The sequence below is a fragment of the Granulicatella sp. 20925_1_28 genome (assembly GCF_041433575.1).
Classification (GTDB): domain Bacteria; phylum Bacillota; class Bacilli; order Lactobacillales; family Aerococcaceae; genus Granulicatella.
The window spans coordinates 1-14,974 of sequence record NZ_JAPWBS010000003.1 but is presented as its reverse complement, the minus strand read 5'-3'; the positions used below and the strand labels follow the sequence as shown (position 1 = coordinate 14,974).

Below are 14,974 nucleotides of genomic sequence, written 5' to 3'. Positions count from 1 at the left end.
TACTTCCCTGCCTTTTTCAAAATTTTACAGTTCTATTCTAGTATAGATTTGCTAAAAATTCTACTGCCCGATTCGCTTCATCGGTGCTTTCGAATTCTTGATAAAGCGGCTCTCTTTGCCTGCTTGCGTGATGAGTGAGAGCTGGTGTTTTGCACGTGTACATGTGGTGTACAGCATCATCTGTTCTTTCATCGTATGATACGCTTCATCCGTCGCGTTCCAAATGATCACTTCGTCGAACTCCATCCCTTTAGCGACTTGAATCGTCGTTAACACGAAGCGGCTGCCCAGCGACTCACTGCTATCTTCCAGAAGCGCAATGTCGTCTTGGTCGAGTTGTTGGTACAATGCTTTGGCTTCGTCCATCGTACGGCAAAGGATTGCTGTCGTATGGTAGCCTTTTGGACTTTCTTCTAGTAACGTGTTTAAGCGCGCCATTTCTTTGCCTTCTTGTTCTAAGTATACCGATACTTCTGCCCCTGAACGTGGGAACACATTTTTATCAAGCTCCCACCCTAGAATCCCGTTTGCAAAACGTGAAATTTGCGCCGTACAACGGTAACTAATCGCTAAGTTGCGGTGTGTTAACGTGCGGTTTGCAAAAATCAAGTCCACGAGTTCTGGGTGTCGTTTTTCCAATGTGAAAATCGTCGTAGCCGTTGAGAACGATTGGAAGGTATCTCCCACTACCGTGAATTTCGCACGGAAATAATAGTTGGATAAGGTTCCAAGCCATAAGAGTGACACGTCTTGCACTTCGTCGATGAAGAGGTGGCTGAAGCCTGTGTAGTCACGAACTGGCGTCACGCGTGTTGCGACATATTGCAACAGACGGATTCCTTCTGCAGTGACTTGCATGCGGCTGCCTTCAATCTTCTTCAATGGAAGTGGCGCGTTGTCCGTCTTACCGAGTTCTTGGCGACGAATTTTTGCTTCGGGCATCCATTTCACCACAAGTGCAGCAATATCCACGAATGCGAACATTTCCACTTGTTGCGTTACTTCTTGTACTTCCTTCTCGAACACTTTTTGTCCAAGCACTTGGTAGTACTCTGTCTCGCTCTTTGTCTCCACGTCTTTCATCAACACTTCGATTTGCATCGCGTTCATTGATTCATAAACTGCTTTTGCCTTTTCAGACATAAAGAACTTCGTGAGACGGCGTTTCAACGTACGCTCGAGCACGGTTTGCATTTGCGTTAATTGTTGTTGCAACGGTAGTGCTGTATTCACGCTTTCGACCAGTTTTTGATAGTCTTTCATCGTAAATACGGCTTGCCCTTTTATCCCGATAGCACGGTATGGCAAATCTTTTGCCGATAAGCCTTCGATATTACGGTGTACAAGCGCAATCCACTCGCTGTCCGTTAAATACACTTTGCGCGTTGGCACTTGGCTAAGCGCCGTTGTTTTATGCAAATACATTTTGCGATAAAGCTCGATGGTATGTTGTGCTAATGTTTGTTGGTACAATTCACTTCCCGTTAAGCTTGGGATCACGTGTGAAACGTATTTCGCAAATAATTGGTTACGCGACAATAGGAGCATATCGCTCATACGCTTGTCTTTTGCTTGGTACATCAAGTACGCAATGCGTTGTAGTAAAATCGTTGTCTTCCCACTTCCGGCACATCCATTCACGATGAACCAGTCTTTTGGATTTAAACGAATAATTTCATTTTGTTCTTTTTGAATCGTCGCCGTGATTCCTTCTAGGTGTCCGTCACGGTTTGTTGGTGCGCTTAAGGCATCCATCAATAATGATTCTTCATTTTCAATGTCATAAACAGATTTTAATTCACCCTTACGGATGACGATATCGCGTTTTAAGAAGGCCTGAGCTTTCTCGAAGCCATTTGGTGTTTCGTATTGAAGCTCTCCTAATGTTCCTTCGTAAAATAGGCTTGCGATTGGAGCACGCCAGTCATATACTTGCACATTGTCGTCTTCGTCAAAGAAAGTTGCAGGTCCGATGTACATCTTCTCAACTCTCTCGTCTTTTTCAAATTGAACGTCAATTCTTCCAAAGTATGGAGATTCCAATTGGTTTTCTAATTGTTGGATTCCATACTGAATGGTATCTTGTCTAGCGATATCCAGGTCGCGTTCTTGCAATCGGTTCTTCTCGATCGCCACTTTTTGTTCCATTAAGTCTTGCACGATTTCTAAGTGCTGCACTTCTTCTTGGAAACTCTGATTTTTCATGCGACTATTCTCCCTCCACTGGATACTCTTTTCATAAAAACAGGCTGAACCGTTGGTCCAGCCTGATTCTTCTTCTATGTACATACAGCACATAGCGAACGTTACTTATAGCTGCTTCCTTCCGGACCTGACTCGATTCATAAGTTCGCTATTGCCATACGGCCTAACGGCACGTATTATTATACAAAACTTCTCCTCGAAAAGCAAGCAGATTTTGCTTGAAAAAGAAATTAACAAAACTGCTCCACATAGAGAGTGCGGATGGGGCTATCCCAATTGGTTTTTGTGGTTAGATGCTGGGAGTAATCCATACATAGTTCTCTCTTCTTAAAAATGCACCCTTTCGGGTGTTGATTTCTTCGAATGCTTGCGGATTATTTTTATAATCGCTGTTACAGGGCACCGATTCGAGCCTCCATGAGTCTCTCACCTTCGAAGCTTCAAACGAGAAGTACAGGACCAGTCCTTACTTCTCGTAATTCACATTCGATGCGATTCCCCGTTACTGCGATTATAGAATCCGCAAGCTTCTTCGAAATCAACGTGAAGAAAGAACATGTCTGCTCCCTACCGCAAACGATGGAGTTCGTACTTTGCTATGGTTTGTTTCTTTTTCAAGTGAATCTGCTTTGTTTTCTAAAATCAATACGTGCCGAGGGATGGCAAAAGAGACACTAAAAAAGATAGTCTCTCCAGAAGGAAAAACTATCTAAGATGTTCGCTTGTGCTTACCGGTTGTCGGCTTTTTTATTTTTATTAGCATCCTCTGCTAGGTACATAATTGGGAGAAGGATAAAGATAAATTGGCTTGTGATTACAGGGATTAATGCTTGGCCTGTAATAATGTTTAGAACCAAGTGCATGACAAGGGCTAAAGCATTGACGACGAGCGCTATAACCATTAGGTCTTTTGTAAGTTGGTTTGTGTCTTGTTTTTTGATGTTAATTTTCATGTGAATCGCTCCTTAACTGTTTTCCTTGTCTTTATTAAATCATTTTAAGGAGTCGTACAACAGGCACTTTTGTCATTCATTTACATTACTAAAGTAACGGTTCGCTTGATTTCGTAGGAACAGCGGATTCTATAATAGCAGTAACGTGTTCCGCATTAAATGTGAATTAGCAGGAGTAGTCTGCTTGCGGACGTACTCCTGCTTTGAAGCTTTAAAGGGGAGAGACTTCGGCTCGAACCGGTGCAACGTTACAGCTATTATGAAGAAATCCGCAAAGTTCCGAAGAAATCAATCCTATCAAAAAACAGCAAACCAGATTGATTTGCTGTTGGTAAATGGTAATGAATTTATGCTTTGGATGGTTTGGATAAAAAGAATAGGTAAAGTCCAAAGGCTAATTTAATAAAGGCATCGATATAGGCGATGGTCACGAGGGAGCTTTGTGGAGAAAGGTATCCGACCGCTGCATTGATCACGCATGCCAATCCTAGGAAGATCATTGATTTCCCATGAACGAAATAGTACGGGAAGAAATGAATCCCTGTCGCAAGAAGCGCGCCTAACCAGATGAGTCTCCAGTTTTCTGTTTCGAAGAATGGACCACCTAAGAGTACAAGTAAAATAAATAAGAGAATTACTGAGTATAACGACATTTTGCGTTGGAAAGGTGTTGAAGGGCCGTCCGAAAACTTATGAAGGACTTTTTTATTCAGATTGATAGAAAAGAAGCTCACCATATAGCCGATACTAAAGACCTGCATATTAATGATTTGTTCTCCACCTACAACCGTCGCGAGTGCAATCACGAATGCGACCGCGATGAGCCATAAGCCACACGCTTTTTTGTAGTTGAATTCTAACGTTTCTCCTTTGTTATAACCTAAAAATGACATACGTATTCCTCCAGTTAACTTTGAAACTTTTAACGACATTTTCTATTCTACTCCTGAAAAAATCGGATTTCAAACATCGCACTTTTTATAATTGATTTGATTTACAAGAGTTGTAGCAGGATTGATTTCGAAGGAACTGCGGATTCTATAATAGCAGTAACGTGTTCCGCATTAAATGTGAATTAGCAGGAGTAGTCCGCTTGCGGACGTACTCCTGCTTTGAAGCTTTAAAGGTGAGAGACTTCGGCTCGAACCGGTCCAACGTTACAGCTATTATGAAGACATCCGCAAAGTTCCGACGAAATCCAAAAAAAGCACAACTTCATCGGTGAAGCTGTGCTGGTCATTATTATAATAATGCTGTTAAAGCAGATGCTAGACCGAAGAAGATTCCTGGTGCGTTTGCAGCTGCTAGTGGAATATCACGGTTTGGTTTGAAGATTCCGTAGTACACCCATAATGAGCAGTTCAATGCGGCAACGAGTGGTTGAATGAAGTCTCCTTTGTTTCCGGCTAAGTTATTCATAATTTGCGGAATATAAGCTACATACATAGCCACAGACATACATGTTGCGATCCACCCTAAGATTTGTGTTTGTTTTTCTGATAATTTCATATTTACTGCTCCATCCCTTTTTCGAACTATGTAAAATAATATATAAAAAGAAAATATTTTTCAAGAGTAGATAACCGTTTACAAGTATAAGTTTTTGTTAAGAACATTAAAAAGCACAGCCCCTATTCGGAAAGCTGTGCTTGTTTTCGTTGTTTGTTGCGTTCGCGAAGGCCTTTGAAGAAGGTTTGCAAGATTTCTTTGCATTCGTCTTCCAAGATGCCTTGCTCGACTTCGACTTGATGGTTGAACCGCTCGTCTTGAAGGAGATTCATAAAGGTACCGGCTGTACCGGCTTTCGGGTCGAAGGCGCCGAACGTCACCTTTTTGAGACGCGCGAGAATCATCGCTCCGCTACACATCGGACAAGGTTCCAGCGTGACGAAGAGTTCGCAGTCTTCGAGTCGCCAGCTTCCAAGGTGCTGGTTGGCTTGGCGAATCGCTTTAATTTCAGCGTGAAGAGTGGCGTCTTGTTCTTTTTCGCGTAAGTTATGGCCACGACCGATGATTTCACCGTTCAGAACGACAACCGCCCCGATTGGCACTTCCGCTTGGTCATAGGCTTTCTGCGCTTCCTTCAACGCTTCCCTCATAAAGAATTCTTTTTCCTGAAGTTCCATGTTCTTACTGATAGACGCGCTTGGTCACGACTAGACTGTGCGGTCTCTCAAACTCCTTATCTAAGTAATCTTGATACGTCCCTGGGGAAATAAATCCTCGGGCGCTTAAAATATCGGTTCCTGCTGTTCCGACAATTGTGTCTGCTAGCAATACGCAGTTAGTACTCATGACAAAATACGTCTTGAATTTTGAAGAGGTAAATTTATACAAGAGTGCATCTGCTTCTTGTTTGAGCTTGTAGGCATACATCGGTTCTTCTTTGTCGATTCCAGGACGCTTCGGTTTCACCATTTGCGGCGGATCCCAAGGCACTGTCAGCGACATCAGTTTGGCGATTTCCTTATCGACAGCTGCGAGTTGTTCCGGAGACAAGGCGAGACCATATCCCAGTAAGGTCTTATGGTTTTCGCGTTTACAAAATTCAATGTATTTTTCACGGTCGGCACTAAAAAGAACCCCATCCCCCATCGCTCCAAAGAGTCGCTCTGAATTCGTATCGTAGTTTCCGAATGAAATAATGCGTCCCTTGTAACACAGGTCGACATGCCCGATTGCCCCAAATCCGTCTTTTGTGACGTGAATAAACATTTCTAAGTTTGGTTCGGCATTTTCTTTAGCACGGTCGTAAATTTCTGAAGCCGTTTCGCCTTCTCCAAGTTCCAACGCATCATTGATTTTTTGCAGGGTTGCTCGAGGGATCAGTGCAGCAAATACAAGCGGCATCCCACGACGCAAACGTCTGCGAAGGACTTTCTTTCCAACTTCGGCCTCAAAGAACCAGCCGTCTCGAATATTGGTAATCCCAAGCCCCACGAAATAAAGCGAAAGGAAGAACATTTGCAAGTTGCCGTCGCCCCCAAGAGCCAGTAAAGTCGCTACCCCGACAACTGAGAGCCAAATGGTATCAATGAGCAAGCGCAGTCTCGGACGGATGCCGTCTTTGACATAAATATAGTACGTCACACCACTAATTCCCGCGTTCATCACTTCATTGAGCCCCATCAAGAAGCTTACAATCGCAACCGGCAATGACAGGAAGAATTGATTTCCTGCTAAAAATCCGTAAAGGAAAAATTTAGCAACATTCAGCCATAATGGATCTTTTGCCGCCGCCTTACTAAACCAACGGAACAAGAAATTCCATAGTTCACGAGCCCATAAGAATGTTAAAAACAGACGTAACATCAATTCTGGGAAGTTTGGTCCGTAGATTAGGAGCAACACCCCAGCAATAAGGAATGCAATCCCTTCAATTAGGAGCTTTTTCCCTGTAATCCCTAGTTCACTAATTTTCTTCATCAATTATACCTCCTACAGCTACCACTGAAGCAGCTTGTTCATGTTTCTCCACCCATTCTTTCACGAAACGGTAAATCACGGCAAAAATTGGTATGAAGAAAATCATTCCTACTAAACCAAAGAGATTTCCACCGATTAACGCAGCAGCAAGGGTTAGAATCGTTGGCAAACCAACGGAACTGCCGACAACCTTCGGATAGACGACATTTCCTTCCACTATTTGAACGATCATAAAGACGACAAGTGAAATGAGTGCTTGAATTGGGCTTTCTGTAAAGGTGAAAAGCATTCCAATTCCGCACGCCATAAACGGCCCGATATACGGAATGAATGAGAGTACTCCGGACAGCACCCCAACAAGTCCTGCATATGGCAACCCTACAAGAGAGTATCCAGCAAAAATCATAACCCCAAGGATTCCCGCCTCGATGATTTGACTCATCAAGAAACGGTCATACGTATCCACGATGACTTCCCCAACATAAGTAATGTGCTCGATTTTATCTTTTGGCAAGACCACATTAAGAATGCGAAGCGTTAAACGTGCGAGCATTTCCTTACTTGCGAGAATATTAATCATGAAGAAAATCCCCATAATTACAGAGAACACATTTGAGAAGAGCCCTGAAATATTCGTTGTAAATCCGCCAAGGAATGTAATGACAGACGATACGATATTGCTTTGACTTAGTGAGTCGGTAATCTGACTCACTTCACTGGATTGCATTAATTTTGAATGTTGTACAAAATCCGCAACCACGAATAGTAAGTGATTTACACTATCGCCCAGTTGTGACACGGTTTTAGCAATCATCGGCGCAATAATCCAAATCAACAGCGAAATAATCAGAAGCAGAATCACAATAATGCTCAGGATTGCGACACTTCTACGCAGCTTTTGCGGGAAGTTTATCTTCTCCAACACTTGTTCAATTCGCTTCATTGGCACGTTTAAAACAAATGCCAAAATCATCCCTAAAATAAGCGGGAACATCATCCCAATAAATTCGGAAATCCATGTGAGGATGGCGCTAAAATTCAAGACGACAAGTAACGAAACAGCCGCCAGAGCAATCATCACTGCCCAATCTTTTCTAATCTTATCCATACTATAATTCCTTTTTTAATTGTTCTAAGAGCGCATTGCATCCCAATGTCACATCACGGTACGTCGCATCAAAGTCTCCTGTATACCACGGATCGGCAATATCGCGCGGCACTCCTGCCACTTCTAACAAGCGAGCCACCGTCGCATCCGATTTTCCATCGACAAAAGCGTGAATATTACGCACATTCGACGCATCCATTCCAAGAATGTAGTCTGCGTCCAGGTCCGTCGCATCCAACGTCCGTGACACAAGCCCTTTTGCGGAAATGCCGTGCTCCTCGAGTTTCTTCCGAGTGCCGTGATGCACCGGATTCCCATGCTCCCACGTACTTGTCGCAGCGGAATCAATCGTAATTTTATCTTCCAATCCTTCTTCATGAACCATTTTTCTAAATACAGCTTCTGCCATCGGAGAACGACAAATGTTGCCCAGGCAGACGAACACAACCTTCATGACCGTCCCTCGCTTTCCATTCTTTCCCTTCACTATAACATACGAGCCACCCCCTTCGCAAAAAAATGTCTGTGTGGTGTTATAGCTTACTCGAACGAACTAAATTTTCTAAAATATCCCCTGTAGAAAACAAAGACAAGATTCCTTCAAATCCTTGCGGATTTTTTTATAATCGCTGTAATGGGGCACCGGCTTGAGCCTACGTCTCAAGCACTTTCGAGATTCAAACGGACTCTAAAAGAGTCCGGAATTCACTTCGAATGCTATCCCACATCACTTCGATTATAAAATCCGCATGATTTTCCGTAATCTTGTCTGTAATCTTTACTAAATTTCTGCCTTAGTTTTTCGTTCGAGCTAGCTTCTACACTTTTTGAAGGCTTGCTCGTCTGTTACACTGCGAGAAACATATGAACGCATGTCACGTCCCTTCATCACCGCACCCCTGCAGCGACGATTTTTCCTGCACCCAACTCTTATTTCTCTTCTCCCTTTCTTTCGAATGAAGGCAAGATCCACATTAGTTATCTACCTAATTGTTCTTTCATTTTATCTAGAAATTGATTTAATTCCTTCTGAACTTTCTGTAATAACTCTTTTTCTTGAGAGTCAGTTAATTTAACTTCTTTCCTCGTATTGTCTTCTCCAATCGTATGGTAGCTTGAATAAATGATATTCCATTCTTTATCTAAAAAGAAAGTCCCGTTTATTTTCTTTCCATCATCCACCGTTGAAAAAAGAACAAGTATTTCGCTATCATCAGGACTTGGAACTCGTACTTTTAAATTCAATTCTCCATCCATTTCAAGCATATCGATACCACCTAAACGTCTAATAACTGAGTCTGATGGGATTCCATATCCTGCTTCTCTAATCTTGTCCGCATTACGATTTCTTAGCACGTGGGCAATCAATTCAATTTTATTATTAGATGAAAAGTCCGGAACTACTTCATCCTCATGAAATAACCAATAGCCAAAACCTATCACTGCGATTATTAGCAGTATCACTCCTGCTTTCTTTTTAGAAATCGACATTCTATTAGCACCCCTACTCACTTTTTAACAAATCATTTCTTTGATTAAGCCAATTATACTGCACGGTATCCATCTGCAGCAGGAATCTTATGATAATCTTTCCATATCATTTTTCTCTCCCTTTCTTTCGAATAAAGGCAAAATCCATTTGAAATAAGGCACAAACACAGGGATAAAAAATAAACGGAATACCCTTCGGATTCTATAGCGGCAATAATAGCGATTGTAATCGATGTGAATTACTGACTCTGGAAATTTATTTCCTAGAGTCAGTTTGAAGCTCGATAGGGAGCGAGACCCTAGGCTCGCCCCGGTACAGCTATTATCGCAGCTATGAAGATATCCGAAGCGGTATGAAGTTTATTTTTTAGCCCCTTGGGCTATATTCTCTCTTCTTTTCAAATGGATTTTGCATCCTTCGAAAACAAAAAATGGTGGACAGCCGTCCACCATTTTTTCTATTCTACTGTAACCGATTTGGCTAAGTTACGCGGTTTATCAACGTCTAACCCTTTACCTAGAGAAGTGTAGTACGCGATTAATTGCGTTACCACAACTGATACGATTGGTGCTAATAAGATTGGCACCGCTGGAACGATGATATCGTCGCCTTCTTGCTCAACACCTTCCATAGCGATGGTTGTTACGACAGCGCCACGAGCTTTCACCTCTTGGATATTTCCGCGAGTGTGGCTTGCTACTACTGGTTCGCTTAACAATGCGATAACTGGAGTGCCTTCTTCGATAAGGGCGATTGTTCCGTGTTTTAATTCCCCTGCGGCAAAGCTTTCTGTTTGCACGTATGAGATTTCTTTTAATTTCAACGCTGCTTCCATGGCTACATAGTAGTCTAAGTGACGACCGATGTAGAAAGCATTGCGAGTTTCTAATAAACGCTCTTGAACTAAATCTTGAACGGCTTGTTTGTCTGATAATACGCTCTCGATTGAAGCAGCAACGACACCTAAGTCGTGCTTCATGTCGAATGGAGCTTCTAATCCTTTAGAAGCGCGTAATGCGTCTGCTAAAACGGCCATTACTGCGATTTGTGCAGTGTAAGCTTTTGTTGAAGCTACGGCAATTTCAGGACCTGCGTGTAATAGTAACGTATAGCTTGCTTCACGAGAAAGAGTTGACCCTTTCACATTTGTGATTGTTAATGATGGGAAGTTTTGCTCGTTCACTTTTACTAACGCTTGACGGCTGTCCGCTGTTTCTCCACTTTGTGATAAGAAAATGAAGAATGGTTTTTGTGATAATAATGGTTGGTGGTATGCAAATTCGCTTGCTAAGTGAACTTCTACTGGGATTCCAGCAAGTTGTTCTAACAACGCTTTACCTACCCATCCTGCGTGGTAGCTAGTTCCGCAGGCAATCACGTAAATGCGGTCGCTTGCTAAAATGCTGTCTTGGATTTCTTTATCGACTTGTAATTGACCATTTTCGTCTTGATAGTTTTGGATGATTTTACGTAATACAACTGGTTGTTCATCCATTTCTTTCAACATGTAGTGAGGGTAAGCCCCTTTTTCTAAATCGTCTGCATCTAATTCTGCAACGAATGGTGCACGTTCTACTGGTTCGCCGTCGATTGTTTCGATTTCTACAGATGTGTCTGTTAAAGTGATTAACTCTTCGTCTTTGATTTCGATGTAACGGTCTGTTTCAGCGATTGTTGCCATTGCATCTGAACAGATCACGTTGAAGCCTTCGCCAACCCCTACTAATAATGGGCTCTTATGTTTTGCTGCGTAAAGAACGCCTGGTTTTTCGCTATCTAATAAACCGAATGCGAATGATCCGCGGATTTCTTTTAACGCGCGACGGAACGCTTCTTTCCCTGATAAGTTTTCTTTATTTGCAAAGTATTCTACTAAGTTTACGGCAACTTCTGTATCTGTTTGAGATTTGAAATCAACGTCGCTTAAGAATTCTTTTTTCAATTCGTCATAGTTTTCGATTACGCCGTTATGCACTAATGTGAAACGACCTGATTGTGATTGGTGAGGGTGAGCGTTGTTTTCTGTCGCTGGTCCGTGTGTTGCCCAACGAGTATGCCCAATCCCTGCAAATGCTGGAATTTCTTCATCCACTGCATCACGAAGATTTTGAATACGTCCAACACGTTTTACTAATTGTGTTGATCCATCTTCGTCCATAATAAATAATCCTGCTGAGTCATATCCACGATACTCAAGCTTTTCTAATCCGTTTAATACTACTGTTTGGATTTTTCCGTGTCCAATACATCCTACGATTCCGCACATAATGTTTAACTCCTTTTATAAGAGGTCCCTTTTAGTCCTCTTTTTATTGTAATTTTGATTATGTTTCTGGTGCTGTTTCAATTTTGTCATTTCCTTGCAAAAATGGTTTGTATGAAACTGTAGACTGCACTGCCTTGAGTCATCCGCCGAGTATTTCGATAAACTCATTCCTCGTCACCTGTTTTCCAACAGGCCTGGCGCTATCCTTGTTGCTTCCTTTCAAAGCTTTCATAAATTTTCAGAAACATGTACATCATAACCGAAGAGCACACCAAAAACAACTAATTTTCCTTTTTCCTAACCTTTTCCAAACCAAACCTTAACCCTACCCCTCCTCAAACCGCATTCTTATTGCATTTTTAGGAACCGAACTCGTAAGAACCACTTCCCCAATCTTTCCTAACTCTTCAATATTAAAACTCCGAAACTTTTGTGTTTTATCTCCCTGCACGAATGAAGTTGTTAGCCGTAAAAAGCACACATGACGTCTTTTCCCTCCCTGCCTCTCAAAGAGACTACCAGTTTGTCGTATGTAGTGAAAAGCACACATGATGTTCATTTTCTTTTTAGTGAACTATTCACTTAAAAAAGCTATTAACTGGGTTTTGGATTCTATAATAGCAATAATAGCGAGTGTACTCGAAACGAATTACTGCCTCTGGGGATTTTATTCCCTAGAGGCAGTTTGAGAGTCGAGAGGAACTGAGACCTTAGGCTCAGTCCGGTACAGCTATTATCGCTATTATGAAGATATCCAAAAACCTTCGGTTAATAGCTTTTTTATCTTTTATGAAATTGAATAGTTTGGTGCTTCTTTAGTAATCTGAACATCATGCGGATGGCTTTCTCTTAGCCCCGCACCACTCATACGCACAAACTGTGTATTCTCGCGAAGCTCTTCTAAATTATGCGCCCCAACATACCCCATACCAGAACGCAATCCGCCAACCATTTGGAAAATAATATCCGCCGCAGAACCTTTGTAGGCAACACGCCCTTCGATTCCTTCTGGCACGCGTTTGTTGGCTTCGTTTTTCGCTTGGAAGTAACGGTCGCCTGAACCATTTTCCATAGCTGCGAGACTTCCCATTCCGCGATATGTCTTGAAGCGACGTCCTTGGAAGATTTCGAATTCACCTGGAGATTCGTCTGTTCCGGCAAGCATGCTTCCTAACATCACCACATGTCCACCCGCTGCGATAGCTTTAGCGATATCTCCTGAGTATTTAATTCCACCGTCTGCGATGATCGCTTTGCCAAATTCTTTTGCTACTGTTGCGGCATCGTAAATCGCTGTGATTTGCGGAACCCCTACACCGGCAACGACACGAGTTGTACAGATAGAACCAGGTCCGATTCCGACTTTTACAACGTCCACGCCTACTTCGAATAAAGCACGTGTGCCTTCGCCTGTCGCTACGTTTCCGGCAATCAATGTTGCATCAGGGAACATTTCGCGGATTTCTTTGATTTTCCGAATCACGCCGGCACTATGTCCGTGTGCAGTATCGATGACGATGGCGTCCGCACCTGCGTCGAGTAATGCTTTTGCTCGTTCAAATGTATCTGAAGTAATCCCCACTGCTGCGGCTACGAGTAAACGTCCGTGTTCGTCTTTAGCAGAGTTCGGAAATTCAATCACTTTCTCGATGTCTTTAATCGTAATTAAACCAGCGAGGCAACCTTTATCGTCTACTAAAGGTAGTTTTTCGATTTTATGTTTTTGAAGAATGGCTTCGGCATCTTTGAGGGATGTTCCTACTGGAGCCGTTACGAGGTTCTCTTTTGTCATTACTTCGTCAATTGAAATGGAATAATCTGAGATAAAACGTAAGTCACGGTTTGTCAAAATCCCAACGAGATAACGTGTTTCTAAGTCGTCTACGATTGGGACACCGCTAATACGGTATTTTGCCATGAGGTCTTCGGCGTCTTGTACTTTATGGGATGGAGTTAAGAAAAATGGATTGATGATAACGCCACTTTCTGAACGTTTTACTTTATGAACTGCTTCTGCTTGTTGGGCGATAGACATGTTTTTATGAATCACGCCTAATCCACCTTGACGCGCAATCGCAATCGCCATTGTTGAATCTGTGACGGTATCCATACTTGCACTCATTAAAGGAATATTGAGACGAATGTTTTTGGCTAATTGCACGTGTAAATCCACGTCATTTGGCAAGACATGACTCTCCGCTGGAATTAGTAAAACATCATCGAATGTGTATCCTTCTTTTTGAAATTTTGTTTCCCATTTTGACATAGCACAAACCTCCAGTGATTGAATTTATTAACGAATAATATACCACTTTTAAAAGAAAAAGCAAGCTTTTCTGTAGAAAATCCTGTTAATTCATGGAAGTTTCATCTTTCATTGTTCGTTTTTTAATGAGAGTTTAATTTTTCACAAAAAAGCCTCCCAAAGCTTCGGAATTATGCTACACTTATAGTGACAAAGAAAGGATGATTCCTGTGAAAAAACAACTCATACCAGCAGTTGCACTAAGCTTCATTCTCCTCGGCTGTTCGGGCAAGAACACGCCCGCTGAAACGACCACGAGTTCGATGGCAACGACTGCGCAAACAACGAGCACGACTACTAGCACAACAACGGAAACGACGGTTCAAAGTACCGAAGCGACTTCTGCGACTGAAGCAACTACGCAAGCGCAGGCTGCAAGTGGCAAGGCTGACCTTTCCCTTGGGTATGACATCATCGTCAATAAAAAACACGCGCTACCGTCGACTTACGCGCCCGGCGAAGATCCAACGGCTGGCCAACAAGTGCGCGCGTTAATTCAACGCATGCAAGAACTCGGCTATCCGATTAGCGACACGTACAGCGGATATCGTTCCTATGAATATCAAACCGAACTCTATAACGACTATGTATCCCGTGAAGGAAAAGCCGCCGCAGACACGTACTCTGCTCGCCCAGGATATAGCGAACACCAAACAGGGCTCGCCTTCGATATTCTCGATACCCATGGAAATCTACTCGATGGACCAGAGTATAGCGACGCCATCCACTGGCTTCATACGCATGCCCACGAGTACGGATTCATCGTCCGATTCCAACCTGGAAAGGAAGCCATCACCGGTTACCAAGCCGAAGCATGGCACCTAAGATACGTCGGTGACAAAGCCACTGCCATTTACCAATCTGGCTTAAGCTTGGAAGAATATTTTGGAGTTGAAGGCGGCGGATACGAATAGGATACGAGGCAGAAAGACAGAAGCCAAAAATGGATTCACAGTGTGAATCCATTTTGCTTCGTAGTCTTTCGCCCGCAAAGTTTATTAGACTTTCTTGAATCACGAGTGATGAAAAGAAAGTCAATAAACCACTGCGAAGAACTCTCAAGGCTTGAGCCTATGCCTTTTCGAGTTCAACTACATGGAATAACTACAAAAATATAAGCTACCTTGAAAAATTTCAAGGTAGCTTCTTTTAATACACTTCATAATTTGTAATCAGCTGAAACAAAAATAAAAAGCAAGGTGAATTCACCTTGCTTTTT

At 42.6% G+C, this 14,974-nt stretch carries 12 protein-coding genes and 1 other RNA gene; 1 reads left to right on the top strand and 12 read right to left on the bottom strand.

The window, feature by feature from the left end; genetic code table 11:
- Positions 1–60 precede the first annotated feature (60 nt).
- From O3793_RS02635 to guaB, 12 genes are all read right to left on the bottom strand, one after another.
- The gene (locus O3793_RS02635) at positions 61–2,205 is read right to left on the bottom strand and encodes a UvrD-helicase domain-containing protein (RefSeq protein WP_371445416.1); all 2,145 of its coding nucleotides are present in this window, start codon (positions 2,203–2,205) and stop codon (positions 61–63) included.
- A 69-nt stretch (positions 2,206–2,274) separates the two neighbouring features.
- An RNA gene (gene ffs / locus O3793_RS02630) (signal recognition particle sRNA small type) lies at positions 2,275–2,374 on the bottom strand.
- A gap of 559 nt (positions 2,375–2,933) precedes the next feature.
- Positions 2,934–3,158, bottom strand: a complete 225-nt coding sequence (locus O3793_RS02625) for a hypothetical protein (protein ID WP_371445414.1) — start codon at positions 3,156–3,158, stop codon at positions 2,934–2,936.
- A 347-nt stretch (positions 3,159–3,505) separates the two neighbouring features.
- On the bottom strand, positions 3,506–4,051 hold the full coding sequence (locus O3793_RS02620) for a DUF6609 family protein (RefSeq protein WP_371445413.1): 546 nt from the start codon (positions 4,049–4,051) through the stop codon (positions 3,506–3,508).
- A 349-nt stretch (positions 4,052–4,400) separates the two neighbouring features.
- Positions 4,401–4,667, bottom strand: a complete 267-nt coding sequence (locus O3793_RS02615) for a SemiSWEET family transporter (RefSeq protein ID WP_371445412.1) — start codon at positions 4,665–4,667, stop codon at positions 4,401–4,403.
- Between the two features lie 122 nt (positions 4,668–4,789).
- Positions 4,790–5,284, bottom strand: a complete 495-nt coding sequence (tadA, locus tag O3793_RS02610; protein ID WP_371445411.1) for a tRNA adenosine(34) deaminase TadA — start codon at positions 5,282–5,284, stop codon at positions 4,790–4,792.
- A 4-nt stretch (positions 5,285–5,288) separates the two neighbouring features.
- Positions 5,289–6,584 carry a hypothetical protein gene (locus O3793_RS02605; RefSeq protein WP_371445409.1) on the bottom strand — a complete coding sequence of 432 codons (1,296 nt, stop codon included), beginning with the start codon at positions 6,582–6,584 and terminating at the stop codon, positions 5,289–5,291.
- A complete protein-coding gene (locus tag O3793_RS02600) occupies positions 6,571–7,692 on the bottom strand; it encodes an AI-2E family transporter (RefSeq protein ID WP_371445408.1) in 1,122 nt (373 codons plus the stop codon). Before O3793_RS02600 ends, O3793_RS02605 begins: the two co-directional genes overlap by 14 nt.
- A gap of 1 nt (position 7,693) precedes the next feature.
- Positions 7,694–8,146 (bottom strand): low molecular weight protein-tyrosine-phosphatase, encoded by a 453-nt coding sequence (locus tag O3793_RS02595; protein WP_048711039.1) that lies wholly within the window; start codon positions 8,144–8,146, stop codon positions 7,694–7,696.
- Positions 8,147–8,670: 524 nt separating this feature from the next.
- The gene (locus tag O3793_RS02590; protein ID WP_070438454.1) at positions 8,671–9,183 is read right to left on the bottom strand and encodes a hypothetical protein; all 513 of its coding nucleotides are present in this window, start codon (positions 9,181–9,183) and stop codon (positions 8,671–8,673) included.
- Positions 9,184–9,641: 458 nt separating this feature from the next.
- Positions 9,642–11,450 (bottom strand): glutamine--fructose-6-phosphate transaminase (isomerizing), encoded by a 1,809-nt coding sequence (gene glmS, locus O3793_RS02585; protein WP_288294778.1) that lies wholly within the window; start codon positions 11,448–11,450, stop codon positions 9,642–9,644.
- Between the two features lie 787 nt (positions 11,451–12,237).
- Complete coding sequence (guaB, locus tag O3793_RS02580) at positions 12,238–13,716, bottom strand: IMP dehydrogenase (protein WP_371445406.1); 1,479 nt, start codon at positions 13,714–13,716, stop codon at positions 12,238–12,240.
- Positions 13,717–13,916: 200 nt separating this feature from the next.
- Here guaB and O3793_RS02575 point away from each other — a divergent pair, with 200 nt between their 5' ends.
- A complete protein-coding gene (locus O3793_RS02575; protein ID WP_371445404.1) occupies positions 13,917–14,669 on the top strand; it encodes a D-alanyl-D-alanine carboxypeptidase family protein in 753 nt (250 codons plus the stop codon).
- Positions 14,670–14,974: the final 305 nt, after the last annotated feature.